General features: G+C 63.7%; 30 protein-coding genes. 15 read left to right on the forward strand and 15 right to left on the reverse strand.

Annotated elements, in window-relative coordinates; translation table 11 throughout:
* Positions 1-4,533 (forward strand): glutamate synthase large subunit, encoded by a 4,533-nt coding sequence (gene gltB, locus ENE74_RS13315; RefSeq protein WP_420902592.1) that lies wholly within the window; start codon positions 1-3, stop codon positions 4,531-4,533.
* A gap of 98 nt (positions 4,534-4,631) precedes the next feature.
* Here gltB and ENE74_RS13320 read toward each other — a convergent pair whose 3' ends face one another.
* Positions 4,632-5,897, reverse strand: coding sequence for a phospholipase D-like domain-containing protein (locus tag ENE74_RS13320; RefSeq protein WP_420902593.1), 1,266 nt, complete (start codon positions 5,895-5,897; stop codon positions 4,632-4,634).
* A gap of 99 nt (positions 5,898-5,996) precedes the next feature.
* Here ENE74_RS13320 and rpoZ point away from each other — a divergent pair, with 99 nt between their 5' ends.
* A complete protein-coding gene (gene rpoZ / locus ENE74_RS13325) occupies positions 5,997-6,341 on the forward strand; it encodes a DNA-directed RNA polymerase subunit omega (RefSeq protein ID WP_127691398.1) in 345 nt (114 codons plus the stop codon).
* Positions 6,342-6,436: 95 nt separating this feature from the next.
* Here rpoZ and ENE74_RS13330 read toward each other — a convergent pair whose 3' ends face one another.
* Positions 6,437-6,754 (reverse strand): 2Fe-2S iron-sulfur cluster-binding protein, encoded by a 318-nt coding sequence (locus ENE74_RS13330; RefSeq protein ID WP_127691399.1) that lies wholly within the window; start codon positions 6,752-6,754, stop codon positions 6,437-6,439.
* Positions 6,755-6,859: 105 nt separating this feature from the next.
* Here ENE74_RS13330 and ENE74_RS13335 point away from each other — a divergent pair, with 105 nt between their 5' ends.
* Both ENE74_RS13335 and ENE74_RS13340 read left to right on the forward strand, forming a co-directional pair.
* Entirely contained in the window at positions 6,860-7,486 is a 627-nt protein-coding gene (locus ENE74_RS13335) for a DNA-3-methyladenine glycosylase family protein (protein ID WP_127691400.1), read from the forward strand.
* Positions 7,487-7,554: 68 nt separating this feature from the next.
* The gene (locus ENE74_RS13340; protein WP_127691401.1) at positions 7,555-7,791 is read left to right on the forward strand and encodes a DUF2188 domain-containing protein; all 237 of its coding nucleotides are present in this window, start codon (positions 7,555-7,557) and stop codon (positions 7,789-7,791) included.
* Here ENE74_RS13340 and ENE74_RS13345 read toward each other — a convergent pair.
* Positions 7,781-8,074 carry a 4a-hydroxytetrahydrobiopterin dehydratase gene (locus tag ENE74_RS13345; RefSeq protein ID WP_127691402.1) on the reverse strand — a complete coding sequence of 98 codons (294 nt, stop codon included), beginning with the start codon at positions 8,072-8,074 and terminating at the stop codon, positions 7,781-7,783. The two genes, ENE74_RS13340 and ENE74_RS13345, sit on opposite strands and share 11 nt — an antisense overlap.
* Before the next feature lie 71 nt (positions 8,075-8,145).
* On the opposite strand from ENE74_RS13345, the gene ENE74_RS13350 reads away from it, so the two are divergent.
* From ENE74_RS13350 to ENE74_RS13360, 3 genes are read left to right on the forward strand one after another with little or no spacing between them, the layout of a single operon-like run.
* Positions 8,146-8,553, forward strand: coding sequence for a metallopeptidase family protein (locus ENE74_RS13350; protein WP_127691403.1), 408 nt, complete (start codon positions 8,146-8,148; stop codon positions 8,551-8,553).
* Positions 8,550-9,161, forward strand: a complete 612-nt coding sequence (gene ccmA / locus ENE74_RS13355; protein ID WP_127691404.1) for a heme ABC exporter ATP-binding protein CcmA — start codon at positions 8,550-8,552, stop codon at positions 9,159-9,161. The genes ENE74_RS13350 and ccmA overlap by 4 nt, the downstream gene beginning before the upstream one ends.
* Positions 9,158-9,805, forward strand: a complete 648-nt coding sequence (locus tag ENE74_RS13360; protein ID WP_127691405.1) for a heme exporter protein CcmB — start codon at positions 9,158-9,160, stop codon at positions 9,803-9,805. Before ccmA ends, ENE74_RS13360 begins: the two co-directional genes overlap by 4 nt.
* Before the next feature lie 5 nt (positions 9,806-9,810).
* On the opposite strand, the gene ENE74_RS13365 is transcribed toward ENE74_RS13360, so the two are convergent.
* The 10 genes from ENE74_RS13365 to coxB all read right to left on the reverse strand — a co-directional run bounded on the left by ENE74_RS13365 (position 9,811) and on the right by coxB (position 18,703).
* Complete coding sequence (locus ENE74_RS13365; protein WP_127691406.1) at positions 9,811-10,680, reverse strand: class I SAM-dependent methyltransferase; 870 nt, start codon at positions 10,678-10,680, stop codon at positions 9,811-9,813.
* Positions 10,677-12,077, reverse strand: coding sequence for a threonine synthase (gene thrC / locus ENE74_RS13370; RefSeq protein WP_127691407.1), 1,401 nt, complete (start codon positions 12,075-12,077; stop codon positions 10,677-10,679). Before thrC ends, ENE74_RS13365 begins: the two co-directional genes overlap by 4 nt.
* Before the next feature lie 60 nt (positions 12,078-12,137).
* On the reverse strand, positions 12,138-12,773 hold the full coding sequence (locus tag ENE74_RS13375) for an SURF1 family protein (RefSeq protein WP_127691408.1): 636 nt from the start codon (positions 12,771-12,773) through the stop codon (positions 12,138-12,140).
* A 21-nt stretch (positions 12,774-12,794) separates the two neighbouring features.
* On the reverse strand, positions 12,795-13,304 hold the full coding sequence (locus ENE74_RS13380) for a DUF3291 domain-containing protein (RefSeq protein WP_127691409.1): 510 nt from the start codon (positions 13,302-13,304) through the stop codon (positions 12,795-12,797).
* A gap of 21 nt (positions 13,305-13,325) precedes the next feature.
* Positions 13,326-14,156 carry a cytochrome c oxidase subunit 3 gene (locus ENE74_RS13385; protein ID WP_127691410.1) on the reverse strand — a complete coding sequence of 277 codons (831 nt, stop codon included), beginning with the start codon at positions 14,154-14,156 and terminating at the stop codon, positions 13,326-13,328.
* Positions 14,157-14,212: 56 nt separating this feature from the next.
* Positions 14,213-14,782 carry a cytochrome c oxidase assembly protein gene (locus ENE74_RS13390; protein ID WP_127691411.1) on the reverse strand — a complete coding sequence of 190 codons (570 nt, stop codon included), beginning with the start codon at positions 14,780-14,782 and terminating at the stop codon, positions 14,213-14,215.
* Positions 14,782-14,910 carry a hypothetical protein gene (locus ENE74_RS18675; RefSeq protein ID WP_277601376.1) on the reverse strand — a complete coding sequence of 43 codons (129 nt, stop codon included), beginning with the start codon at positions 14,908-14,910 and terminating at the stop codon, positions 14,782-14,784. The genes ENE74_RS13390 and ENE74_RS18675 overlap by 1 nt, the downstream gene beginning before the upstream one ends.
* Complete coding sequence (locus tag ENE74_RS13395) at positions 14,907-15,842, reverse strand: heme o synthase (protein WP_127691412.1); 936 nt, start codon at positions 15,840-15,842, stop codon at positions 14,907-14,909. The genes ENE74_RS18675 and ENE74_RS13395 overlap by 4 nt, the downstream gene beginning before the upstream one ends.
* A 120-nt stretch (positions 15,843-15,962) precedes the next feature.
* A complete protein-coding gene (ctaD, locus tag ENE74_RS13400; protein ID WP_127691413.1) occupies positions 15,963-17,639 on the reverse strand; it encodes a cytochrome c oxidase subunit I in 1,677 nt (558 codons plus the stop codon).
* A 20-nt stretch (positions 17,640-17,659) separates the two neighbouring features.
* Complete coding sequence (gene coxB, locus ENE74_RS13405; protein ID WP_127691414.1) at positions 17,660-18,703, reverse strand: cytochrome c oxidase subunit II; 1,044 nt, start codon at positions 18,701-18,703, stop codon at positions 17,660-17,662.
* 234 nt (positions 18,704-18,937) lie between these two features.
* Between coxB and pyrE the strand changes: the two genes are divergently transcribed.
* The 6 genes from pyrE (at position 18,938) to ENE74_RS13435 (ending at position 23,666) form a co-directional block, all read left to right on the forward strand.
* The gene (pyrE, locus tag ENE74_RS13410; protein ID WP_127691415.1) at positions 18,938-19,516 is read left to right on the forward strand and encodes an orotate phosphoribosyltransferase; all 579 of its coding nucleotides are present in this window, start codon (positions 18,938-18,940) and stop codon (positions 19,514-19,516) included.
* Between the two features lies 1 nt (position 19,517).
* Positions 19,518-20,249: a pyridoxine 5'-phosphate synthase gene (locus ENE74_RS13415; protein ID WP_127691416.1), complete on the forward strand. Its 732-nt coding sequence runs from the start codon at positions 19,518-19,520 to the stop codon at positions 20,247-20,249.
* Between the two features lie 226 nt (positions 20,250-20,475).
* Positions 20,476-20,877 (forward strand): holo-ACP synthase, encoded by a 402-nt coding sequence (gene acpS / locus ENE74_RS13420; RefSeq protein WP_127691417.1) that lies wholly within the window; start codon positions 20,476-20,478, stop codon positions 20,875-20,877.
* Positions 20,878-20,914: 37 nt separating this feature from the next.
* A complete protein-coding gene (gene lepB / locus ENE74_RS13425; RefSeq protein WP_127691418.1) occupies positions 20,915-21,841 on the forward strand; it encodes a signal peptidase I in 927 nt (308 codons plus the stop codon).
* Positions 21,838-22,896 (forward strand): AI-2E family transporter, encoded by a 1,059-nt coding sequence (locus ENE74_RS13430; protein WP_127691419.1) that lies wholly within the window; start codon positions 21,838-21,840, stop codon positions 22,894-22,896. The genes lepB and ENE74_RS13430 overlap by 4 nt, the downstream gene beginning before the upstream one ends.
* Before the next feature lie 137 nt (positions 22,897-23,033).
* Positions 23,034-23,666 carry a LysE family translocator gene (locus ENE74_RS13435; RefSeq protein ID WP_127691420.1) on the forward strand — a complete coding sequence of 211 codons (633 nt, stop codon included), beginning with the start codon at positions 23,034-23,036 and terminating at the stop codon, positions 23,664-23,666.
* Positions 23,667-23,780: 114 nt separating this feature from the next.
* Here the strand turns inward: ENE74_RS13435 and ENE74_RS13440 are convergent, their stop codons facing one another.
* Together ENE74_RS13440 and rpsU are read right to left on the reverse strand one after the other, a co-directional pair.
* On the reverse strand, positions 23,781-24,323 hold the full coding sequence (locus ENE74_RS13440; RefSeq protein WP_127691421.1) for an FKBP-type peptidyl-prolyl cis-trans isomerase: 543 nt from the start codon (positions 24,321-24,323) through the stop codon (positions 23,781-23,783).
* Positions 24,324-24,408: 85 nt separating this feature from the next.
* On the reverse strand, positions 24,409-24,615 hold the full coding sequence (gene rpsU / locus ENE74_RS13445) for a 30S ribosomal protein S21 (protein ID WP_104954164.1): 207 nt from the start codon (positions 24,613-24,615) through the stop codon (positions 24,409-24,411).
* A 244-nt stretch (positions 24,616-24,859) separates the two neighbouring features.
* On the opposite strand from rpsU, the gene ENE74_RS13450 reads away from it, so the two are divergent.
* Together ENE74_RS13450 and ENE74_RS13455 are read left to right on the forward strand one after the other, a co-directional pair.
* On the forward strand, positions 24,860-25,396 hold the full coding sequence (locus ENE74_RS13450; RefSeq protein ID WP_127691422.1) for a (2Fe-2S)-binding protein: 537 nt from the start codon (positions 24,860-24,862) through the stop codon (positions 25,394-25,396).
* Between the two features lie 134 nt (positions 25,397-25,530).
* Positions 25,531-26,577, forward strand: coding sequence for an RcnB family protein (locus tag ENE74_RS13455; protein ID WP_127691423.1), 1,047 nt, complete (start codon positions 25,531-25,533; stop codon positions 26,575-26,577).
* Positions 26,578-26,671: the final 94 nt, after the last annotated feature.

Consider the following 26,671-nt stretch of genomic DNA (forward strand, 5'->3'; position numbering starts at 1 on the left):
ATGATGCACCAGATCGCCACCGAAGCCGAACGCCACCGCCTTGCCGAAACCGGCATGTATCGCCCGGAGTTCGAAGGCGACGCCTGCGGCGTCGGCCTTGTCGCCGCAACGGACGGCAAACCCAGCCGTCGCGTCGTCGCCTCCGCGATCGATGCGCTAAAGGCCGTATGGCATCGCGGCGCTGTCGATGCCGACGGCAAGACGGGCGATGGCGCGGGCATCCATGTCGACCTGCCGGTGCGCTTTTTCGACGACTGCATCGCCGACAGCGGGCACAAGCCTTTGCCCAACCGCTTGGCCGTGGGCATGATCTTCCTGCCGCGGACCGATCTTTCGGCTCAGGAAACGTGCCGCTCGATCGTCGAAAGCGAAATCATCGACGCCGGGTACAAGATCTACGGCTGGCGGCAGGTACCTGTCGATGTCTCCGTCATCGGGGAAAAGGCGCAACGCACCCGCCCGGAAATCGAGCAGATCATGATTGCCGGGCCGATGCCCGAGGAACGGGAGATAACCGAGTTCGAAAAGGACCTGTATCTCATCCGCCGCCGGATCGAGCGGAAAGTGATCGCTGCGCAAATCAACGATTTCTACGTTTGCTCGCTCTCGTGCCGGTCGATCATCTACAAGGGCCTGTTCCTCGCTGAATCGCTGTCCGTATTCTATCCGGATCTGCAAGACGAGCGGTTCGAAAGCCGCGTCGCGATTTTCCATCAGCGCTATTCGACCAACACATTTCCCCAGTGGTGGCTCGCTCAGCCGTTCCGCACCTTGGCCCACAATGGCGAGATCAACACCATCCGGGGCAATCGCAACTGGATGAAGAGCCATGAGATCAAGATGGCGAGCCTCGCGTTCGGTGAGCAGTCGGAGGATATCAAGCCCGTGATCCCGGCGGGTGCTTCGGACACCGCCGCGCTCGACGCGGTATTCGAAGCGATCTGCCGGGCCGGCCGCGATGCGCCGACGGCCAAGATCATGCTCGTTCCCGAAGCCTGGCAGGGCAGCACGGGCGACATGCCGCAGGCGCATCTCGACATGTACAATTATCTGGCGTCCGTCATGGAACCTTGGGACGGCCCCGCCGCGCTTGCGATGACCGATGGCCGCTGGGTTGTGGCCGGGGTCGATCGCAACGCGCTCCGTCCGCTGCGCTACACGCTCACATCGGATAACCTGCTCGTGGTCGGATCGGAAACCGGCATGGTCGTCGTGCCCGAAACGATGGTGCTGCGCAAAGGACGGCTCGGTCCGGGCGAAATGATCGCCGTCGATCTGGCCGAGGGCGAACTGTACGATGACCGCCAGATCAAGGACCGGATCGCGTCCGAACGCCCTTATGCCGATTATGTGAAAGACTTCCTGTTCGCGCAGGATCTGCCCGCCCCGGCACCGGATGCGCTGCCCGCCTGGGACAAGGCGGAACTGACACGGCGTCAGGTCGCGGCGAACATGACGCTGGAGGATCTGGAGCTGATCCTGGCGCCGATGGTCGAAGATGCGAAGGAAGCGATCGGCTCGATGGGGGACGATACGCCGCTGGCCGTCATTTCGGACAAGCCGCGCACGATCAGCCACTTTTTCCGCCAGAACTTCAGCCAGGTGACGAACCCGCCGATCGATCCGCTGCGGGAACGGCATGTCATGAGCCTGAAAACCCGCTTTGCGAACCTGGCCAACATATTGGAGGATGACGCCCAGCAGGGACGCGTGCTGGTGCTGGATTCGCCGGTGCTGACATGCGGCGCGTGGACGCAGCTGAAAGCACATTTCGGTGCTGCCGTTGCCGAAATCGACTGCACTTTCCCGGCCGACGGCGGGCAGGAAAATCTGCGCGCGGCGATCGCCCGCATTCGCGAGGAAGCGGAACAGGCCGTGCGCGAAGGGCGCACCGAGCTGTTCCTGACCGATGAAGGCGTGTGCGGGGAACGTGTCGGCATTGCCATGGTGCTGGCGGCCGCGGCCGTGCATACGCATCTGGTGCGCAAGGGATTGCGGTCTTACGCGTCGATCAACGTGCGCGCGGCGGAATGCCTCGACACGCATTATTTCGCGGTGCTGATCGGCGTCGGCGCGACGACGGTGAACGCTTATCTCGCCGAAGCAAGCATTGCCGATCGCCATGCGCGCGGTCTCTTCGACGGCATCAGTCTGGACGAGGCGCTGGATCGCTATCGCACCGCAGTCTGCGAAGGGCTGCTCAAGATCATGTCGAAAATGGGCATCGCCGTCATCAGTTCCTATCGCGGCGGCTATAATTTCGAGGCAGTCGGCCTTTCCCGCGCGCTGGTGAACGATCTGTTCCCCGGCATGCCGACGAAGATCTCGGGCGAAGGCTATGCCTCGCTCCACTATAACGCCATTCTGCGGCATGAGGCGGCGTTCGATGCCAGCATCGTGAAGCTGCCGATCGGTGGCTTCTATCGCCAGCGCAACGGCGGCGAGAGCCACGCTTATTCCGCGCAGCTCATGCATCTGTTGCAGACGGCCGTCGCGACCGACAGCTATTCCAGCTATTTGCAATTCTCACGCGGCGTGCGGGATTTGCCCCCGGTCTATCTGCGCGATCTGCTGGAGTTCAACTTCGCGCGCGAAGCCGTTGCGATTGACGAGGTCGAAGCGACCACCGAAATCCGCAAGCGGTTCGTGACACCGGGCATGTCGCTGGGTGCCCTCTCGCCCGAAGCGCACGAGACACTGGCGATCGCCATGAACCGCATCGGCGCCAAGGCAGTGAGCGGCGAGGGCGGCGAGGATGCCAATCGCTTCAAGCCCTATCAGAACGGCGACAACGCCAATTCGGTCATCAAGCAGATCGCATCGGGCCGCTTCGGCGTACATGCCGAATATCTGGGCGCCGCCGAAGAGCTGGAGATCAAGGTCGCACAGGGCGCCAAGCCCGGCGAAGGCGGTCAGTTGCCCGGTTTCAAGGTGACGGAGTTCATTGCGAAGCTGCGCCATTCGACCCCCGGTGTCATGCTGATCTCACCACCGCCGCATCACGACATCTATTCAATCGAGGATCTGGCGCAGCTTATCTACGATCTGAAGCAGATCAATCCACGCGCGCGTGTCTGCGTAAAGCTGGTGAGTCAGGCAGGCATCGGCACGGTCGCTGCGGGTGTGGCCAAAGCGCATGCCGACGTGATCCTGATCGCGGGGCATGTCGGTGGTACAGGGGCATCGCCGCAGACCAGCATCAAATATGCCGGTACGCCATGGGAAATGGGCCTGTCCGAAGCCAATCAGGTGCTGACGCTCAACGGCCTGCGCCATCGCGTTCGCCTGCGCACCGATGGCGGCCTCAAGACCGGCCGGGATGTCGTGATCGCCGCGATCCTGGGCGCGGAAGAGTTCGGTATCGGCACTCTGTCGCTGGTCGCCATGGGCTGCATCATGGTGCGGCAATGCCACAGCAACACCTGTCCCGTGGGTGTGTGCGTGCAGGACGAGCGGCTGCGGGCCAAGTTCACCGGGACGCCGGAAAAAGTCATCAACCTGATGACTTTCATCGCTGAGGAAGTGCGCGAAATCCTGGCGCGGCTCGGCTTCCGCAGTCTGGATGAGGTCATCGGGCGCACTGAATTGCTGAAGCAGGTGAGCCGCGGCGCGGACCATCTCGACGATCTGGACCTCAACCCCATCCTCGCCAAGGTGGATGCCAGCGACCAGGAACGCCGGTTCAGCCTGTCCACTTTCCGCAACGAAGTGCCCGAAAGCCTGGACGCGCAAATGCTGCGCGATGCCAAGGCCGTGTTCGAACGGGGCGAGAAAATGCAGCTGACCTATACGGTGCGCAACACGCATCGCGCCGTCGGCACGCGCCTGTCGTCGGAAGTCACCAGCAAGTTCGGCATGACGGCCCTCAACGACGGGCATCTGACCGTGCGCCTGCGCGGGTCCGCCGGGCAATCGCTCGGCGCGTTCCTGTGCAAGGGCATCACGCTCGAAGTGTTCGGCGACGCGAACGACTATGTCGGCAAGGGCCTCTCGGGCGGCATCATCGCGGTGCGGCCGATGGTCAGTTCCCCGCTGGTGACGAAGGACAATACGATCATCGGCAACACCGTGCTCTATGGCGCTACGGCGGGCAAGCTGTTCGCGGCGGGCCAGGCGGGCGAACGTTTTGCCGTCCGCAATTCGGGCGCGCAGGTCGTTGTCGAGGGCTGCGGTGCCAATGGCTGCGAATATATGACCGGCGGCACGGCGGTTATCCTTGGCCGGACCGGCGCCAATTTCGGTGCGGGCATGACCGGTGGTATGGCCTTTATCCTAGACGAGGATGCCAGCTTCCCCGCGCGGGCCAACCCGGAAAGCATCGTTTGGCAGCGGCTCGACAGCGCGCATTGGGAAGCGGTGCTGAAGGCGCTGATCGCCGAACATGCAGTGCGCACCGACAGTCGCTGGGCACATACCGTGCTCGACGACTGGGATCGCTGGCGCGGCCATTTCTGGCAAGTGTGCCCCAAGGAAATGCTCACGCGCCTGCCCCATCCGCTGAGCGATGCGGAAACGGCGGTGGCGGCGGAGTAAATGGCACCTTGTTCTCCTGCGAAAGCAGGAGTCCAAAGCGGCAGATATGACCCCTACAACTCTGGATTCCTGCTTTCGCAGGAAAACGGCTGCACAGTTCAGTCCGCGTTCGGATCACGGAAATTGAGGCGGCGTGTCACGGTGTAGTCCAGCACGCCAACCAGCAGGTAGCTGATCCAGCCTTTCAGCAGAGTCAGCGGACCGCGGCGGGCGGCATGGACGGCCGGTGTAATGGCTTCGCTTTCCGCCTGCCGCCGGTCGATCATCGCCCGCACATCGCGCGCAAAGCCCGCGTCGGCGATTCGCAGCATCAGTTCCAGATTGAGGAACAGGCTGCGCATGTCGAAATTAGCCGACCCGATGTACACGGCGTCGTCGATCACGATCAGTTTCATATGCAGCTTGCATGGTTGATATTCGTAGATCGCAACACCGCGCTTGAGCAGCGGACCGTAGAGCAGACGCGAGGCGGCGATGGTTGCGCCATTGTCCGACTTGGCAGGCAGGATGATCCGCGCTCCATCGCGTCGTGCCAGCCGCCTCAGCCGACGGAGCATGCCCTGCCCAGGCGAAAAATAAGCGGCGATCATGTCGATGCGTCGCCCCGTCTCAATGTCGTGCTTGACCACCTGCGCCCAGGGGCTGAGCCGCCGCGTCGGGCCACCGATCAACCATTGCAAGGCGGCCTCCGGCGCTGTGCCGGGCGGCAACCGCCAGCGGCGCACCATGCCACGCAACTGGCGGAAGCTCTGCTTGCGGCTGGCCGTCCAGCGCCACAACTGGCGGAACCAGCGTACCATGGGCACAACGTTCGGTCCTTCGATCAAAAGACCAAGGTCGCGCCAGACCATTTCCGGCGGTCCACCGAAATAGGCATCGCCCACATTGAACCCGCCCATGAGAAGCCGTTCATCATCGGCAATCGCGAGCTTTTGGTGATTGCGGATCAGATAACGCGTGGATCGGCGCGCACCGAACCAGCTGAAGCGCGCACCCGCCGCCACCAGCGGATCGAAAAAGCCCGGACTTGCACTTGCCCCACCAAATGCATCGACGATCAGCGTCACGGTCACGCCGCGCGCTCTTGCAGCGATCAAGCGATCACGGATCATAGTCCCGCTGTGGTCGCTTTCGAAGATGTAATAACAGAGTTTCAGGCTGATGCTGGCGCCATCGATCAACGCCACCAGCGCAGCCTGGATCGCGTCTCCGTCCTCCAGAACGCGCAAACTGTTGCCGTCCAGCACATGGTCTATGCCGTCGGCACCAGAGGCCGTCGCCGCCAACGGCCGCGCGTCGGCATCAGAGGGAAGTGCCCTTTCGACCATCATGCTCTCATGCCCCGTTTGCAGCATGCTGGCCATACCCTTGCCATCCCCGTACCCGCCGGTTTCATTGACACATACGTCCGCCGCTGCTAGCGGTTTCACCTTTCCGCCATAGTCAACAATTCAGGAGGCCCGATGGCCCGCGTTACTGTCGAAGATTGCGTCGACAAGGTTACCAACCGGTTCGACCTGGTACTGCTTGCTGCTCAGCGCGCCCGTGAAATATCCGGCGGTGCCGAACTGACGGTGGACCGCGACCGCGACAAGAATCCCGTAGTCGCTCTGCGCGAAATTGCCGAGGAGACAGTCCTGCCGGAGGAACTGCACGATTCGCTGCTGAGCAGCCTTCAGAAAGTGCAGATCGACGACGATGACACGCCTGACGAAATCGGATCGCTGGCGCAGTCGGCCGAAGCGTTGCGGCTCACTGCCGCTGCGCCGCCGCGCAACCAGAACATCGGTGGGGATTACGACGGCTGATCCTTCCATCATTGCGTAATCACAAAAGCCCGCCTGCATAATCGCAGGCGGGCTTTTTGCTGGTTGTCCACAACAGAGCGGGCAATAGCCCGCGCTCAATCCTCAGGCGCGATCGTCACTCTCAGGCCGTCAAGGGCATCGGTCATCACGATCTGGCAAGACAGGCGGCTGTTGTCCCGCCGGTGGTCGGAACTGTCGAGCAGATCGTCTTCATCGGCGCTGACGGCAGGAAGGCGATCGGCGAAGTCTTCGTCCGCATAGACATGGCAGGTCGCACAGGAACAGCATCCACCGCACAGCGCCAGCAGTTCATCGAAGCCGTTGTCGCGGATCACTTCCATCACAGACAGGCCGGCATCGCCCTCTACTTCTGTCTCTTCGCCCGCGCGGTTGACCACGATCAGCTTCGGCATATACGCTCTCCCAGATTGCTGGCCGGGCTATTGCGGCTCGGGCGGCAAAAATCAAGCGATACGCGCAAGGTTAGGCCTTTCACGCCGTTACGGAATGGAACGCAGATGGTAACGACGGCAGAGCAGCTTCGCGACAGCCTGGATGCGATCGCGGTGATCGAGCCGGGGTTCGCCGCCGCGATCGCGCGGGTCGGCTATCCCCCCGTCCGCATCCGCCAGCCGGGCTACGAAACATTGTTGCGGACGATCGTGGGGCAGCAGGTGAGCGTGGCTGCTGCGACGTCGGTCTGGAACAGGCTGGAAGCCGAGCTAGGCACTGGCTGCGCAGCCGATGCTCTGATCGCCCGCGATTTCGATACGTTGCGCGCGTGCGGCCTGTCACGCCAGAAACAGGGCTATGCCCGCAGCCTTGCGGAAATGGTGCTTGACGGGACACTCGATCTGCATGCCCTGCCCCACGATGACGAGGCGGCGATCGCCAAGCTGGTGCTGGTGAAGGGGATCGGCCGCTGGTCCGCCGAAATCTATCTGCTGTTCGCGGAGGGACGGCCCGACATCTGGCCCGCAGGTGATCTTGCCGTGCAAATCGAGGTCGGCCGGATATTGGGCTGGCCCGAGCGTCCCTCCGAAAAGGCCGTGCGCGCCGTCGCCGAACGCTGGCGTCCACATCGCGGCGCGGCGGCAATAATGGCCTGGCATCACTACAACACGAAGATGGACGTGCTCGGCTGACCGTCGCTGCCTCTTGCCATCCCGAAATGCGGCACCACCTTTACCGCAGTAATGATGAAGGTGCCCCGATGTCCCTGCCCCCTGCCCGCTACATCGTCATCCAGCATGATGGTGCCTGGAAGATCAATCTGGACAACCGCTATTACGGCCCCTTCGCGACGCGCAAAATCGCCGTGGAAATGGCAATCGACACCGCGCAGAAGGCCGACGCGGCAGGCTATCCCTCTTCCGCTCTGTTGATGACAGGCACGGCTTTCGAACCGCTGTGGACCAGCCCCGCCAAAGCGGACACGCCTAAGCCGTAAGCAGCGCGTCGATCTGCCCCGCCAGATCGATGTCCCGCTGCGAAAGGCCACCGGCATCATGCGTGGTCAGGGTGATGTGCACCCGATTATAAACGTTCGACCATTCGGGATGATGATCGGCCTTTTCGGCGAGCAGCGCGACGCGGCTCATGAAACCGAAGGCATCGATGAAATTGGCGAAGGAGAACGTGCGGGCTATCCCATCCGGTTCGGCCACGGCGGACCATTCCGGCAAAGCGTTGAGCGCGACGGCGCGCGCACTATCGTCAAGTTTTTCGATCATCGTGACATCACCTGTGGAAGCGGTCGACGGCATCGCTGGCGTTGACCGGAAGACTGTCCTATGTCGCAGCAATGGCGGATCAAGGTCAACAGGGGAACGTCGCGCCCGATGCGGCGCGGATCGAGTTGATTGCCCTGGATGTCCTTTCCCGCCTCCCCGATCCCTTCGCGGCGCATGTGCAGAATGTCGTGCTGTTCGTCGAGGATTTTGCCGATGACGCCGTGCTTGCCGAAATGGACATCGAAGATCCTTTCGCGCTGACCGGCCTGTATTCCGGCCGTCCGATCGGCGAAGCACCGCAGACCGGGGATCTGCCGCCCACCATTCACCTCTATCGCCGCCCCTTGCTGGATGAATGGGTGGAGACCGGCGTCAGCCTGGAATCCCTCGTCGCGCATGTCGTGGTGCATGAGGTCGGTCATCATTTCGGCCTGTCGGATGACGACATGCATGCGCTGGAGGCGATGGTAGCGGCATGAGCGATGCGCGGCTTACGCTGTCGGGCGTGGCGTGCGTGCGCGGCGGGCGCATGCTGCTCACTGGCATCGATCTGGACCTTCGGGCAGGTGACAGTGTGGTCCTGCGCGGTCCCAACGGCACCGGCAAGTCCAGCCTGATCCGCGCTGTGGCCGGGCTGCTGCCGGTTTATGCCGGAACGGTGGAGCGCCATGGCGCAATGGCTCTGGCCGATGAAATGCTGGCGCTTGACATGCAGGCCTCGCTGGCAGGGGCGCTTGCGTTCTGGACGAAGCTCGACGGTCAACCCGACGACCAATTGCATGGGGCGATGGCGGCGCTGCGCCTTGCGTCGCTCGCCGATGTGCCCGTGCGGATGCTCTCCACCGGCCAGCGCAAACGCGCGGTCCTGGCACGCGTGATGGCGAGTGGCGCGCCGATCTGGCTGCTGGACGAGCCTGCCAACGGCCTCGATACCCTGTCCCTTGGCCTTTTGGATAAGGTGATGGCGCGCCATCTGGACCAGGGCGGGATCATCCTGGCGGCCTCGCATCAGCCACTGCCGCTGCCCCGGGCGCGCGACATCGACATCGGCCTCTATGTGCCCGACGCCGAAGCCGACGCTGCGTGACGCGTCTTCTCGCCCTCGTGCGGCGCGATGCCGCGATGGCATGGCGCAGTGGCGGCATATGGCTGCCGGTTGCTTTCCTGCTGCTCGTGGCCGCACTGTTCCCCTTCGCCGTTGGCCCGGATGCGGCGCTGCTCTCCCGCGCGGGTGGCGGCATGCTGTGGATCGCCGCATTGCTCGCCAGCCTGCTTCCGGTCGATCGGCTGATCGCGCCGGATCGGGACAGCGGCGTCCTCGACCAGCTGGTCTTGCGCGGCCTGAGCGACGAGGCGATCGCGATCGCCAAGCTGATCGCCCACTGGCTGGGTTTCGGGCCGCCGCTGATGCTGGCGGTGCTGCCTGCCGCCGCTCTGCTCAAGCTGAACGGGCCGACGATCATCACGCTCGAACTGGGCCTGCTGATCGGCACACCGGCGCTCGCGGCGCTGGGTCTCATGGTCAGCGCACTGACGGCGAGCCTGCGGTCGAGCGGTGCCCTGGCGGGTCTGTTGGCGCTACCGCTCGCGATCCCGCTGCTGATCTTCGGCGCGGGATCGCTGGACGACCAGAGCGGTAGCGCACTGAAGCTGCTGGCCGCCTGTGCGCTCGTGCTGGTGGGCATCACCCCCTTCGCTGCCGGTGCCGCGATGCGGGCGGGGCGGGAGTAGCCTCCCTAGCGCGACCAGCGCGCCCAGATGGCCGTAGGCAAAGCGATGCCGCGCGCTTCTTCGCGCACCGCCAACTCGCCTGCCTCGACCGTGCCGGGCAGGTCGGCAAAGGTCTGACGCAGCAATTCGCCGATGGCCAGCGCGGACATGCGCACGGCATAGACGGTCAGGAACAGGAAACGGCTATCCGTATCGAGCAATTGCCGACAATCGGCGATCAGCCGGGGCAGATCCTCCTCCAGCCGCCAGACTTCGCCATCCGGCCCGCGCCCATATTTGGGGGGATCGAGCAATATGCCATCATAGCGCCGTCCACGCCGCACTTCGCGCGCCGTAAACTTGGCGGCATCGTCGACAATCCACCGGATCGGCCGATCGTGCAGGCCCGAGAGTTCGGCATTCACGCGCCCCGCGGCGACTGATTTCTTCGATGCGTCCACATGGACCAGCTGTGCGCCCGATGCCGCCATCGCCAGCGTACCGACACCGGTATAGCCGAACAGGTTCATGATCTGCGCCTCGGGCCGATCGGCGATCCGCGCGCGCATCCAGGTCCAGACCGGGGCCATGTCCGGGAAGAAGCCGAGATGGCGAAAGGGCGTGCAGCTCGCCTGAAAGGTGACGTCATCCCAGGTCAGCGGCCAGCCCTCTTTGGGCACGGGCCGTTCGTAGAACCAGCGGCCGCCGCCTTCATCGTCCGATCCCGGAACAAACTCTGCGTCGGCATCCCAGTCGGCATTGGCCGGTGCCCACATCGCCTGCGGTTCCGGCCGGATGAAGCGATAGGGTCCATAGCGTTCCAGTTTGCGACCCTGGCCGCAATCGATCAGCCCGTAATCGGACCAAGGCTCTCCAACGAATGTATGGAGCGTCATGCCCGGGGGGTCGCGCGGTCCGCGACATAGGCGGTCACCGCCTCGAACGTGGCAGGCAACCGGTCATAGGCTTCTTCCCGCTCGAACAGGCTGCCGACACGGGCGGGCAATCCGGGGCGAATGCCCGTCGCCCGCTCCACCGCATCGCGGAACTTCGCGGGATGGGCGGTCGCCAGCGTGACGACTGGAACGGCGGGATCAAGGTCATCGGCGCGCGCCGCGGACAGGCCGATGGCACTATGCGGATCGAGCACCTGCCCGGCCGCCTCATGCGCCCAGCGCATCGCCAGCGCCATGCCGTCGGCATCCACCCGCGCGGAGCGGAACAGGGCGGCCGCCCCTTCGCGCTGCGCATTGGTGAGACGCATCGCCTTGCTGCTTTCGAAACCGGCCATCTGCGTGGCCAGCGCAGCGCCATCGCGCCCGCCTGCATCGAACAGCAACCGCTCGAAATTGGAGCTGACCTGAATGTCCATGCTCGGCGTCGCGGTCGGCACCACGGTGCCCTGGCTATAGTCGCCATCGGACAGCGCGCGGTGCAGGATGTCATTCACATTGGTGGCGACGATCAGCCGGGCAACCGGCAGACCCATTTTCGCGGCCGCATAGCCCGCGAACACATCCCCGAAATTGCCGGTCGGGACGGAGAAGGCAACGGGGCGATCCGGCGCGCCAAGGCGGACGGCTGCATAGAAATAATAGACGATCTGCGCCATCAACCGCGCCCAGTTGATGCTGTTCACGGCCGAGAGATTGAACCGGGCGGAGAAATCCGCATCGTTGAACATGCGCTTCACCAGCGCCTGCGCATCGTCGAAGCTGCCTGCAATGGCGATGTTGTGCACGTTGGGCGCGCGCACTGTCGTCATCTGCCGCCGCTGCACATCCGATACCCGGCCGTCGGGATGCAGCATGAAGATATCGACCTTGTCGCGCCCGGCCACGGCATCGATGGCGGCGGACCCGGTATCGCCCGATGTCGCGCCGACAATCGTCAGATGATCGTCCCGGCGGGCCAGAAACCGCTCGAACAATTGCCCGAGCAGTTGCAGCGCGACATCCTTGAACGCCAGAGTCGGACCATGGAACAGCTCCAGCAGCCAATGGCGATGATCGAGCTGTACCAGCGGCGTGATCGCCTGGTGGCTGAAGCGGCCGTAAGCCGTGGTGCACAGGTCCCGCAACTCATCTTCCGTCAGCGACCCGGCGACAAAGGGACGCATCACCCGGACGGCGGTTTCGACATAGGACAGGCCGGCAAGCCCGGCGATATCCGCGGCCGAAAACTGCGGCCATGCCTCCGGCACATAAAGACCGCCATCGGACGCCAGCCCCGCCAGCGTCACATCTTCAAAACCCAGCGCCGCAGCGCGCCCCCTGGTGCTGACATAATGCATGATGGCAGGGTCGGTAGCGGGCGCAGGCTCCAAGGGCAAGGATTTAGGACAGATGGGAATTTAGGACGGATCGGGCGGGCGAAGCCGCTTGCGAACGGCAATGGCGTAGATCAGCAAGGCGACGCCCGCGAACAGGAACCACTGGACGGCATAAGCGAGATGGTTGTCGGCTATGGCGTCGACATCGGGTGGCGTCGCCGCCTTCAAGCCCGCTGCGGGCTGTCGCGCGATCAGCATGGGACGCAAGGGCGGCGCTTCGGAAAGCAGGCGGGACAGCAGCGGACGGTGGTCCGGTTCCTGGGATATCCAGCCCCCTATTTGCCCGCCGGACCATTCGGGCACGCCCTCCGCGCGGGGCGACACGCCGATATTGACGAGCACCCCCGGCCCCTCGGCGCCCGTCGCGCACGAGGCGATCAGGCGATAGCCGGTGCTGCCATCCGCCGCGCGACCTGCCTCACGCTGCCAACCGGTGACGCGCAGGCAATTGACGGTCGACTGCCGGAACATGAGATCGGGATCGACCGGAGGCAAAGCCGGAAAGGCGACGGGCGGCTTTGCGGGATTGGCGCGCAGGACAGCGATGGCGGCGGCCTTCTCCGCCTTTCGCTGCAATTGCCAGAAGCCGAGGCCGATCATCAGCGCCACGGCCAACAGCACGAGGATCGTCGCCACCGGGGGCAGCCGACGGATCATGCGCGCGGTACGCTGCGTAGGTCAGGCACGCCCCATGCACCAGGGATCAGGATCATGATCGCGCGGCGGGCCGGGCTGACCGGGGTGCGGATACCGCTGCTTGAAAGTGAACGCATCCGGCCCCGGCCCGAAACGATCGAGCATCCACAAGCGTGACAAGCCATCGTTGACGGTCGGCAGTTCGCCCGCCCGTATCCACCACAGCGCCTGATAGGCCGTCGGGAAGCGTTCGAAATAGTTTTTGCGCTGCGCCATGATTTCGGTGTGCGCGCTGCGGTAGACGAAGCCGAACAGGCTTTCGGCATCCTGCCAGACAGACATATTGATGATGAACAGCGGATCGGGTGCCACTGCAATGTCCGTCGCATTGCCGCTGTCGCTTTGCAGCCGCCACACAAAGCCCGACGACGCCTCCGCCAGAGCATTGATGCGATCCAGCGCGTCGAAAAAACCCGCGACGCGCGGATCATCATGTGGCGCAACGAGACGCCCTATGTTGATCTGGGCCAGATGCCATTCGTCTTTGCGCACGGACCGGCCCCGATCCCCGGCCTAACCTGCGTGAACCGGCGCGCCCCAGCCGCCCCAAACATAGACGGCGACAAACAGGAACAGCCACACCACGTCGACGAAATGCCAGTACCAGGCGGCCGCTTCGAACCCGAAATGCTGCCGCGGGGTGAAGTCACCCTTGTAGGCCCGGATGAGGCAGACGATCAGGAAGATCGTGCCGACCAGCACGTGGAAGCCGTGGAAACCCGTCGCCATGTAAAAGCCCGAGCTGTACGGGGTGCCGCCAAATTCGAACGGGGCATGGGCATATTCATAGGCCTGAATGCACGAGAACAGCGCGCCGAGCAGGATGGTCGCCCACAGACCTTTCTTCAGCCCTTCGCGATCGCCATGGATGAGCGCGTGATGCGCCCAAGTGACCGTCGTTCCCGAGCACAGCAGGATAAGCGTGTTGAGCAACGGCAGTTCGAAGGCGTTCAATACTTCGACACCCTTGGACGGGAAAAGGCCGTCGATCGGCGGCAAGGTCGAGGGGAACAGCGAAAAGTCGAAGAAGGCCCAGAACCAGCCCACGAAGAACATCACTTCGGACGCGATGAACAGGATCATGCCGTAACGCAGATGCAGCTGAACCACCGGCGTATGATCGCCTGCATGCGCTTCGGCGATCACCTTCGACCACCAGCTGTACATGGTGTAGAGAACGCCCGCGAGGCCCGCGAAGAATATCCAGCCGCCATGGGCCGGCATCGAATCCGGATGCAGCCAGGCTACGCCGCCGAACGCCATGACCAAGGCGGACATGGAGCCGAGGAACGGCACGATGTCGGGCGGAAGGATATGATAATCGTGGTTCTTGGCGCCTGCCATTGTATCGACTTCCCTGTTGCTTGCGGCCTTGACGGCAATGGGCGGTTGCAAATCCCTTAGCTTGGCTTTTTCCCGTTCTCAACCGGGTAGAAGGTGTAGCTCAAGGTTATTTCCTGCACATCCTTGTTGTCCGGATCGTCCAGAATCTTCGGGTCCACATAATAGAGGACCGGCATGCGGACTTCCTCTCCGGGCTGGAGCGTCTGCTGGGTGAAGCAGAAGCACTGAATCTTCGTGAAATAGGCGCCCGACTGAGTCGGCGTGACATTGAACGTCGCCGTCCCGGTGATGGGCTTGTCCGAGAGATTCTTGGCCACGAACACCTGCATGTCGCGGGCGCCTACGGTCACCGTGTCGGTCTTGCGTTCGGGATAGAAAGTCCACGGCAGGCCCGGCGACACGTTGGAGTCGAAGCGGATCGACAGGCTGTGGCCCGCCGCTGCAGTGATTCCATCCATGCTGTCGGCGCGCTGCGTCGTGCCGCCGAAACCGGTGACCTGGCAGAACAGGCGATAGAGCGGCACGGACGCGAAACCCAGCCCGAGCATGGCCGCCGCAACGAGCAGCATGATGCCCATCGTCCGGCGGTTGCGCGTCGCGAGGCGCGGGTCGGGCGCGGTCGCCATCAGCTTGCACCCAGTTTCGCGATGGTGATCGCATAGAACAGTATAACCAGCCCGCCCAGAATGATCCCGGTCACGATGGCTCGGGACTTCTGCCGGGCGCGCACTTCCTTCTGTTCGTCGGGCGTCATGCGAACAACCAGCGATCGACCACCAGCGCGCCGAACACCAGGAACAGATAGAGGATGGAAAACTTGAACAGGCGCTTTTCGGGCAGCATCCTTGCCGGATCGCTCTCGCGACGATGCCCGACCTGAAAGGCCATGGCCGCGAAGATCGCGGTGCACACGAACGCCACCGTTCCATAGACTGGGCCGGTCAGGCGCAGCAGCACCGGTGCCATGGCGGCCACAGCCATGATGGCGGTGTAGAACCATATCTGCCGCCGCGTCGCCACTTCGCCGGACACCACCGGCAGCATCGGTATGCCCGCATTGGCGTAATCGAGCTTCACGAACAGCGCGAGCGCCCAGAAATGCGGCGGCGTCCAGAAGAAGATGAGCATGAACAGGGCGATCGGCAACGCAGTCACGTCGCCCGTCACCGCCGCCCAGCCTATGACCGGCGGGAAAGCCCCCGCCGCGCCACCGATGACGATGTTCTGCGCGGTGCGCGGCTTGAGCCACGCGGTGTAGATGACGACGTAGAACAGGATGGATCCTGCAAGGATGGCGGCGGCAAACCAGTTGGTCGCCAGGCCCATCAGAACCACCGAGAAAAACGACAGGCCGACGCCGAAGTGCAGCGCCGACTGACGATCCATGCGCCCGGCCGGCAGAGGGCGCTTCGCGGTACGCTTCATCATGCCGTCGATGTCGGCTTCGTACCACTGATTAAGCGCCCCGGCCGCGCCCGCGGCGACCGCAATGCACAATATGGCGGTAAAGGCGATCACCGGGTGGATGGTGCCCGGTGCCGCCAGCAGCCCGCACAGCGCGGTGAACACGACCAGCGTCATCACCCGCGGCTTGGTGAGCGCGAGAAAATCCCGCCAATGCGCAGGCACGGTGGCGACGGGCTGCGAAGCCGCGATGCTGGTCATGTCGATCGGCGAACTGGCCATATAATCCTCAATTGCGTCATCCCGACCACCGGGGCCGGGATATGTCCGGGGACGCCACCCGGAAGGAGGATGCCCCGGCAACGTACCGGGGCATCGCTATCGCTTCAGAGCCTTCCGAAATCAGTCGATGACGGGCAGCGTTTCGAACTGATGGAAGGGCGGCGGGCTGGACAGAGTCCATTCCAGCGTCGTCGCGCCTTCGCCCCAGGGATTGTCGGCTGCCTTCTTTCCGGCGGCCAGCGACCAGATGAGGTTGATGAAGAATACGCCCATGCCGACGGCCATGATTTCATAGCCATGGCTGGCCACCTTGTTCCAATAGGCATAGGCTTCGGGATAATCGGGATAGCGGCGCGGCATGCCCGACAGGCCAAGGAAGTGCATCGGGAAGAACAGCACGTTCACGCCGATGAAGAACACCCAGAAGTGCACCTGGCCGAGAAACTCGTTGTACATCTTGCCGCTCATCTTCGGGAACCAGTAATAGAAACCGGCGAAGAGACCGAACACCGCACCCAGCGAGAGCACATAGTGGAAGTGGGCGACGACGTAATAAGTGTCGTGCATCACGTCATCGACGCCACCGTTGGCCAGCACCACGCCGGTCACACCGCCGACCGTGAACATGAAGATAAAGCCCAGCGCCCAGACCATCGGTGTCTTGAAGCTCATCGAGCCGCCCCACATGGTCGCGATCCACGAGAAGATCTTGATGCCGGTCGGCACTGCAATCACCATCGTGGCGGCGGTGAAGTACATCTTGACGTTTACCGACATGCCCGTGGTGAACATGTGATGCGCCCAGACGACGAAACCGACGGCACCGATCGCCACCATCGCATAGGCCATGCCGAGATAACCGAACACCGGCTTGCGGCTGAAAGTCGAGACGATCTGGCTGACGATGCCGAAGCCCGGCAGGATCATGATGTACACTTCGGGATGGCCGAAGAACCAGAACAGATGCTGGTAGAGCACCGGATCGCCGCCACCCGCCGCATCATAGAAAGTGGTGCCGAAGTTGCGGTCGGTCAGCAGCATCGTGATGGCGGCGGCCAGCACCGGCAGCGCCAGCAGCAGAAGGAACGCGGTGACCAGCACCGACCAGACGAACAGCGGCATCTTGTGCAGGGTCATGCCCGGCGCGCGCATGTTGAAGATGGTGGTGATGAAGTTGATCGCGCCCAGGATCGAGCTGGCACCGGCGATATGCAGCGACAGGATCGCAAGATCGACTGCCGGACCGGCCGAACCGCTGGTCGAGAGCGGCGCATAGACTGTCCAGCCCGTGCCCGCGCCGAGCCCCGTGCCGCCGGGCACGAACGTCGAGCCGAGCAGCAGCAGGAAAGCGGGGATCAGCAGCCAGAAGCTGATATTATTCATGCGCGGAAAGGCCATGTCCGGCGCGCCGATCATGATCGGCACGAACCAGTTGCCGAAACCGCCGATCATCGCGGGCATCACCATGAAGAATACCATGATGAGGCCGTGCGCGGTGATGAGGACGTTCCAGAGGTGATAGGCCTGGTCGAGGTTCGCCTCGCTGCCCATCATCATGCTGGCCCAGCCTTGCAGATACTGCACGCCGGGCTGCGCGAGTTCCGCGCGCATCAGGCCGGAAATGGCACCGCCGATGATCCCCGCGACGATCGCGAAGATCAGATAGAGCGTGCCGATATCCTTGTGGTTGGTCGACATGAACCAGCGGGCGAAGAAGCCGGGCTTGTGATCGGCATGATCGTCGTGGTGGGCATGCGCGCCGGAGAAGTCATCTGGGGTTGCGGTGATGGTTGTCATGACAGTCTGACCCCTTCAAATCAAATCTTGGCGGGCGCGACGGGCGCGCTCTTGGCGGCCACCTTCGGCGCGGCGGCGGCAGGCGTGGCTTCGGCGGCAGCGGCAGGTGCCGCCGCACCGGGCAGCTTTCCGCCCTGCGAAAGCACCCACTGGTCGAATTGCGCGGGCGGCAGCGCCTCGATCGCGATCGGCATGAACCCGTGCCGCGCGCCGCACAGCTCCGAGCATTGCCCATAATAGACGCCGGGCTTGTCGATCGTGAAGCTCTTTTCGTTCAGACGGCCGGGGACGGCATCCATCTTGACCCAGAGCGACGGCACCGCGAAGCTGTGGATGACATCGGACCCGGTGATGATGAGCTTGACCGGACGCCCGGCGGGCAGGACCAGACGATTGTCCACGGCCAGCTGGTTTGGCTCGCCATTGGCAAGCGCCTTTTCGGGCGGCAGCATGTTGGAAACGAACTCTGCAATGCCCGCATCGGGATATTCATAGCCCCAGTACCACTGATAGCCGGTGACCTTCACGGTCACTGCATCCTTCGGCGCGGGCTTGTACTGGTCAGCCAGCAGGCCGAGCGACGGCACGGCGATGGCCAGCAGAATGAAAACCGGGATTACCGTCCAGGCGATTTCGATGAAGGTGTTGTGCGAGGTCTTCGACGGCACCGGATTGGCGGCGCGGCGATAGCGGAACATGACCCACAGCATCAGCGCCAGCACGAAGACCGAAATGATCGTGATGATCGGCAGCAGCATGATGTCGTGGAGCCAGCGGGCGTCGCGACCGGTGGAGGTAAACTGTTCCTGGAGCGTATATTCGCCCGGTTTGGGCATGCCGATGCCTTCGGTCGGTTTCATCCGCGGCGGTGCAGCAACAGCCGGAACAGCCGCAGCGACCGGTGCGGCGTCGGCCGCATTTGTCGCCGCAGCCGAATCAACGGCGGCATTGGCGGCAGGTGCGGCGGCAGCGGCAGTCGCATTGTCCTGCGCCAGCGCCGATTGGCCGAACGCAGGCGCAAACACCAGCAAAGCTGCAAGAACGACCGATTTCACCATCTTCATAAGCGTCTCGACACCTCGTAACCCCTGACAGCCGGACGCGACGCGGACAGTGGTCCGTCATGGTCTGGCTCATGGCGGCTTATAGGCATGGTTATTCCACGCCTCAAGCTCCTATACGCCGATTTTCTTCGCTGTTGCAACGCGTCCCTGCCCCCCCTATCTGCCAGCCAGCATATGAGGGCGCGAAACGGCATCAAAGGCCGCATACGCCCGGCCAAAAAGGGACCAAATGGCATGACCGACGAAGATGTGCTTGCGGAATTCAGGGCGGCAGGCGCTCTGCTGGAAGGGCACTTCATCCTGTCGTCGGGCCGCCACAGCGCCAATTATCTGCAATGCGCCCGCGTGCTCATGAACGCCGAACGCGCCGGCAAGCTGGCGCGGGCCATGGTACAGAAGCTGCCGCGCGACCTTCGCAACGATATCGAAGTCGTGGTGTCGCCCGCAATGGGAGGAGTCATCATCGGGCATGAAGTGGGCCGCGCCCTAGGCGTCGACGCTCTGTTTCTGGAGCGCCCGACCGGCAGTTTCGAGTTTCGCCGCGGCTTTGCCGTGAAACCGGGACAGAAGGTGCTGATGGTCGAGGATGTAGTGACCACGGGCCTCTCATCGCGTCAGGCGATGGAAGCCGTGATCGCCGATGGCGGCGTGATCGTCGCGGAGGCTGCGCTGGTCGACCGATCGGCAGGCGAGGCCGATCTGGGCGTGCCTTTCTACCCGCTCGTCAGCATCAACTTCCCGGTCTATGAAGAAGGCAGCATCCCGCCCGAACTGGCTGCGATCCCCACGACAAAGCCGGGCAGCCGGAAATAGCATGGGCGCCGCGCATCTCCGCCTTGGCGTGAACATCGACCATGTTGCGACCATCCGCAACGCGCGGGGTGGCGGGCATCCCGATCCGGTGAAAGCGGCGCTGATCGCGGTGGACGCGGGGGCGGACGGCATTACCGCGCATCTGCGCGAGGACCGTCGGCACATTCGCGACGAGGATATCAGCGCGCTGATGGCGGCACTGACCGTGCCGCTCAATCTGGAAATGGCCGCGACGGAGGAAATGCTGGCCATCGCCTTGCGCCACCGCCCGCATGCCGCATGCATCGTGCCCGAGAAGCGCGAGGAACGCACGACCGAAGGCGGGCTGGATGCAGCGCGGCAGTTCACGCTGCTTGCCCCGATGGTCGATGCGCTGCGGGCGGCGGGCATCCGCGTCAGCCTGTTCATAGAGCCGGACGCCGCGCAGATCGACGCCGCCATTCGCCTGAACGCGCCCGTCGTGGAGTTTCACACGGGGCGCTATGCCCATGTCGACGGCCAGAGCCGCGCTGACGAACTGCGCCGGATTGCGGACGCCGCCGCGCTGGCGGTGAAGAACGGGATCGAACCGCATGCCGGACACGGGCTGACGTTCGACAATGTGGGGCCGATCGCGGCGATCCCGCAGATTGCCGAGCTCAACATCGGCCATTTTCTGATCGGCGAGGCGATTTTCGGCGGGCTGGCGGCCAGCATCGGCGAGATGCGCGCACGGATGGATGCGGCGCGGTGAACCCTGCATTTGCTCGTGACCCTGGCCGAGGCGAGTTCTCCGCGAACAGGAATAAACAAAAATCATCGTCATTCCCGCGAAGGCGGGAACCCAACTCCCGTCACAAGGCTAAGGCGCGGTTGGCAAGATGGGTTCCCGCCTTCGCGGGAATGACGGAAACATATATGGGTTTGCCAATTTCGCCGACACCTCGCCTCCGCCAGGGTGACGGCATGGTGGGACCGTCATGATCGTCGGTCTCGGTTCCGACCTGTGCAATATCGAGCGGATACAGGCGTCGCTCGATCGGTTCGGCGAACGGTTCGAGAACCGGGTGTTCACCGATGTCGAGCGTGCCAAGGCGGCGCGGCGGCCCTTCACCAAGGCCGGAACGCTTGCGAAGCGGTTCGCCGCGAAGGAAGCTTTCTCGAAAGCGGTCGGAACCGGCTTCAAGGCTGGCGTGTTCATGCGCGACATCGGGGTGGTGAACGGCCCGTCGGGCGCGCCCACCCTGCAACTGTCGGGCGGCGCGCAGGAACGGCTGCTGGCCCTCATACCGCCGGGTCACCGGCCCGTGGTGCATCTGACGCTGACGGACGATCATCCCTGGGCGCAAGCGTTTGTAATTATCGAAGCCTTGCCGCATTAAGCGCGTGGTGACACCAGACGAAACTTCAGGGACGGATATGACCGCGACCAACATGACTGCCGACGATACGACAACGGGGCAGGACGGCGGGCAGGAAAACGATCCCGAGGGTGCTGCGTCGCCGGGCGACGCGCAAGCGCGCACCGGATTTGACTGGTGGCAGGAAATCAAGAGCATCTTCGTGCTGATCGCCGCGGTGCTCGCCTTTCACAGCTTCATCGCCAAGCCTTTCTACATTCCTTCCGAATCGATGATGCCGGTGCTGCTGACCGGTGACCGGCTGGTGGTGAGCAAATATCCCTATGGCTGGTCCTATGCATCGCTCAGCTTCCATCCGCTGCCCTTCACCAAGGGGCGCATCCTGGGGCGGATGCCGGAGCGTGGCGATATCGTCATCGCCATCCCGCCGAACCGGAACGAGGATTATATCAAGCGTGTCATCGGTCTGCCGGGCGACATTCTGGAGGTCCGCGACGGTATCGTCGTGCTGAACGGCATAGCGGTGCCGCAGGTCTGGATCCCGCCGCTGCGCATTCCGGTGGACGCCAATGCCCCCTGCCCGCCTGACCAGTTTCCCGGCGCGCTGGTGGAGGACAAGGCGGGCAACCGCTGGTGCGAGCTTCCGGTGAAGCAGGAAACGCTGCCCAATGGCAAGACGTACAGGATCATCGATGTCGGATCGCGCGCGCTCGACTGGTACGGGCCGGTCCGCATACCCGCCAACCATGTGTTCCTGATGGGCGACAATCGCGACAACAGCGCGGACAGCCGCGCCACGCTTGCCGAGAAGGGGCTGGGCGGGCCGGTGCCGTGGGAATCGATCGGTGGCCGGGCGGAGTTCGTGACCTTCTCGCTGGATGGCACCGCCACCATCAATCCGTTCAGCTGGATCACCGCGCTGCGCGGCGGCCGCGCCGGAAGCAGCCTGCGCCCCGACATGGCGACGACGGAGACGCCGCGATGAGCGACGATACAACCCACGTCGAGCAACCAGGCCCGGCGGAAAATACCAGCAAGCTGGTGCGGACCGAATTGCAGCGGGCAGGCGTGTGGCTGGGCCTGGCGGTCGCGCTGGCGCTCGCATGGCTGCTCATCCAGCCGATCCTGCTCATTTTGGGTGCGATCGTGCTGGCGACGATGTTTGACGGCGGTGCGCGGCTGCTGGGACGCATTCATCCGGGCGGACGGGCATGGCGGCTGGCGGCGGTCATCATCGGCGTGTTCGGTTTTCTCGTCTGGACCATATGGCTGACCGGATCGCAGATGACCGAGCAGGCAATGGCCATGCGCGGCATCGTGGAGACGCAGATCAACCGCATCGGCGCATGGGCGACGCAGATGGGGATCACGCCGACGCAAGCGGACTTCAAGTCGATCGGGTCGCAGATCATGGGATCGCTGGGCCGAGTGACGGCGGCGCTGACCACTGCGGTGGGCGCGGTAACGAGCCTTGCGATGATGCTGGTGCTCGCGATCTTCATCGCAATCGACCCGAAGCCCTATGAGCGCGGGGTCGCCTGGATGCTGCCGCTCGACAAGCGCGATGCCTTTTATGCGATATCGGACAAGATGGGCTGGACGCTCCGTCGCCTGATGGCCGGACGGCTGCTGGGCATGCTGGTGGAAGGCATCGGCACGTGGCTGCTGCTGTGGGCAGGCGGCGTACCGATGGCGGCGCTGCTGGGCGTATTGACCGGCATCCTGGCGTTCCTGCCCAATATCGGCGCAATCATCTCCGGCGTGCTCATCATTCTCGTGGGCTTTTCGGGCGGAGTGGATGCGGGCCTCTATGCGATATTCGTTTATCTGGCGGTGCAGATCGTGGACGGCTATCTGATTGTGCCGATGGTCGCCAAGCGCGCGGTTGACCTTGCCCCGGCGCTGGTGCTGGCGGCGCAGATATTGCTGGGCGCCCTGTTCGGCATATTGGGGCTGGCGCTGGCCGATCCGATCGTGGCGATGATCAAGGTGTGGCTGGAAGAGCGCGCAAAGGCAAAGAGCGGGGCTGCGACGGAATAACGGCGTGTTTGGAGGGCCACAAAGTTGCGGAAGTTGCGGCGTTGAAACCCGCAGAAATGCTGGACTGGACGATATTGTTGCGTCATCCTCGCGATGGTGAGCGGTTTCCGGGCTCGCCGCCCGGTTTGAGGATATGAATGCCCGACCTGCCTGCCCTGTTCGCTTTTGCGGCGATCGCCCTCGGGATGGTGCTGACACCCGGCCCGAACATGGTCTATCTGATCTCCCGATCCATCTGCCAGGGCCGGGCGGCAGGCCTCATTTCGCTGGGGGGCGTGGCAACGGGCTTTGTGGTTTACATGCTATGCGCCGCCTTCGGCATCACGGCGCTGGTGATGGCGATACCCTATGCCTATGACGCGATCCGTTTTGCCGGGGCCCTCTATCTGCTTTGGCTGGCCTGGCAGGCCGTAAGGCCGGGCGGGCGATCGCCCTTCGCAGTGCAGGATCTTCCGCGGGACGGGCCGCTCAAGCTGTTTCTGATGGGTTTCCTCACCAACCTTCTTAATCCGAAAATTGCGGTCATGTATCTTTCGCTCCTGCCGCAGTTCATCGATCCCGCACAAGGCAGCGTTCTGACCCAGGCCCTCGTACTGGGGAGCGTCCAGATTGCGATAAGCGTGATCGTGAATGCGATGATCGCCCTGTCCGCTGCGTCGATCGCTGTGTTTCTGACACGCCGTCCGACTTTCGCCCGCGTTCAGCGGTGGATCATGGGAACCGTGCTCGGCCTTCTGGCCGTCAAAATGGCAACAGAAAAAGCCGGGTAACAGCGAACCGCATAGCGCCTGCTGGCGCCCCGTCGTTTTGAGATCACAATCCGGCGGAGAATATTGCCGCCCGCATGAACGGCAGGGCGTTTTCCCCCCGGAAATTGGCGAAATCTACTGGCCGGGCGCGGGCGCCGGGGCACCGGGCATCGGTGCGCCACCGGCGGGAGGTCCGCCGGGACCGCCCTGCATCATCTGCATCTGCTGCTGCATCGCCTCGATTTCCGCACGCGATTTGAAGTCGAGCAGTTCGACGTCGAACTCCAGCGTCGAATTGGCGGGGATCGGCCCCTTCGCTTCCGCGCCATAGCCAAGCTGGGGCGGGATGCTGATATGGTATTTGCCGCCCTTCTTCATCTTCAAGAGCGCCTGCGTGAAGCCGGGGACAAGACCGTCCACGGGCAGAGCGGCCTGCGGGTTCTGGTCGAACACCGTCCCGTCCTTCAGCTTGCCGACGTAGGAGATCAGCACCACGTCCGTCACGGTCGGGCTGGGCCCCTGCCCTTCGGTCTGCACTTCGAAGCCCAGCGTCTCGACCGAACCGGTGCCCGCATAAGCGAGACCGGCCGCCGCGAGCACGACCGTCGCGACGCCGATCCACAACTTCGTCAAGGAACCCTTGGCAATGGGACGCAGCGGAACGGCGGTGGTCGACATGAGCGAACCTTTATTCTGGCAATGACGGGGCAACGGCAGGGCGAGGACATAGAAGCACCCCGCCTGAAGAAATCATGCGGTGCCCTTACCGGACGCCGTCACGCTCCGCCCGCTTGCGATCCATCTTGCGCGCGCGGCGAACGGCGGCAGCCTTTTCGCGGGCACGCTTTTCGGACGGCTTCTCATAATGACGGCGCAGCTTCATCTCGCGATAGACACCTTCGCGCTGCAGCTTCTTCTTGAGGGCGCGCAGTGCCTGGTCGACATTGTTATCGCGGACGATGATTTGCATGAGGCCTTCAAACTCCAATCAAACAACGGTCGGACGCCGGGACATCATGATGCCCCACCGGGCCGGCCGTAAGCAACAATAAGGGGTCGCCGCAGAGCGGGTCTGCGCCGTGTGTCGGGCGCGTTACCAGCAGAGTCGCGATATTTCAAGCCCCGGCGGCGATCCGGCCCAAGGAAAAGCCGAAAGCGATGCCCCGAAAGCACAGGGTTCCGCAAAGCCTGCCCCTGCGATACAGCATGGAGGCATGACCCGTTTTACCGTCAACGACCGCCCTGTCCAGTATCGGATGGACCCGGATACGCCCCTTCTATGGGCGCTGCGCGATGCATCCAACCTCACCGGCACCAAATATGGCTGTGGCACCGGCGATTGCGGCGCGTGCACGGTGGACATCGACGGCGAGGCGATCCGGTCCTGCCAGATTACCATTGCACAGGCAGAGGGCCGCTTCGTCACGACGATCGAGGCCCTTTCGCCTGATCGCAGCAATCCCGTGCAGCAGGCCTTTGTGGCGGATAATGTGCCGCAGTGCGGATTCTGCACGCCGGGCATGATCATGGCGGCGTCCGTGCTGCTGAAAAAGAACCGCGATCCGTCCGATGCGCAGATTAGCGCGGCGATCACCAATTTGTGTCGGTGCGGCTGTTATCCGCGGATTCACGAAGCGATCAAGCGCGCGGCCCGTATCCTGCGCGGTGACGAGCAGGTGGCCGCCGCCCCGCCGCCCGGCATCACGCCGCAGGATGCCGCCCGGGCCGTTCCAGCTCTGCGCGCGCCGTGATGCCGGATCACCCATCGTTGCGCGCGCGAATCCTTTCGCAATGCTGACACAGTAATTCAGCGATGCGACATGGCACTGGCCCTATCAGGAGTGCACACAGGGCCAAGCCCGGCCCTGCGGTGAGGACGACGCACATGACGATAAGACAGATGGTGCTTGCCGGGCTGATGGCCGCAACCGCGCTCGGCGCGACGGTCCCCGCTTTTGCACAGCAGAATGACAATATGGGCGGGCGCGAACGCGGTCGCGGTGGTGAAATGCGGCAGCAGCGGATGGAACAGCGCCAGCAGATGCGCCAGGCCCGCCCGGAAATGCGGCAGGAGCGGCAGCAGGCGCGGCAGGAGATGCGTCAGGCACGTCCTGACATCCGCGTCGATGCCCGGCAGAATGTCCGCCGTCCCGAAATCGCGCAGCAGCAGGCAACGCCAGCCCAGCGCCGCGACTGGCGCGAGGACCGGCGCGATGTCCGCGAGGATCGTCGCGACGTGCGTGAAGACCGGCGCGACTGGCGCGAAGACCGGCGGGACATCCGCAACGGCGACAACGGCTGGCGCGACCGGGCGGAGGACCGCCGCGATATTCGCGAAGATCGCCGTGACTGGCGCGAGGATCGCCGCGACGTGCGCGAAGATGCAAGGGAAGTCCGCCGTGACAGCCGCAACTATCGAGGTAACGACTGGCGCGGCAACGACTGGCGCGGCAACGACTGGCGCGGCAACGACTGGCGCAACGACGGTCGGGGCAACGGCAACTGGCGCGGCAATGACAACTGGAATCGCAACGGCAACTGGAACGACGGACGCCGTTTCGACAACCGCGTCCGCCTGGACAGCCGCACCCGCTGGTCCAACCAGCGGCGCTGGGACAATGGCTGGCGTAACGACCGCCGTTACGATTGGCAGAGCTATCGCCGCAGCTACGGGCAGATATACCGGCCCGGCCGCTATTATGCGCCGCGCGGATGGGGCTATGGCTATCAGCGGTTCTCGGTCGGGATTTTCCTGAACAGCCTGCTCTATTCGAACAATTACTGGCTGGACGATCCCTATCGCTATCGCCTGCCGCCTGCTTACGGGTCGCTGCGCTGGATCCGCTATTTCGACGATGCGCTGCTGGTCGATGTGCGCGACGGCTATGTCGTCGACGTCTGTTCCCCGTCAGCACCAATGGCACAGATTTGAGGTTGTGATTTAAGGAGGGTTGGGGCTTCGTCGCAGTGACGAAGGAACGAAGATGAAGCCCCAACCCTCCTTGCAAAAATCGCTGGCAAAGGCC

The sequence above is a fragment of the Sphingobium algorifonticola genome (assembly GCF_004005485.1).
In the GTDB taxonomy this organism is placed as follows: domain Bacteria; phylum Pseudomonadota; class Alphaproteobacteria; order Sphingomonadales; family Sphingomonadaceae; genus Sphingobium; species Sphingobium algorifonticola.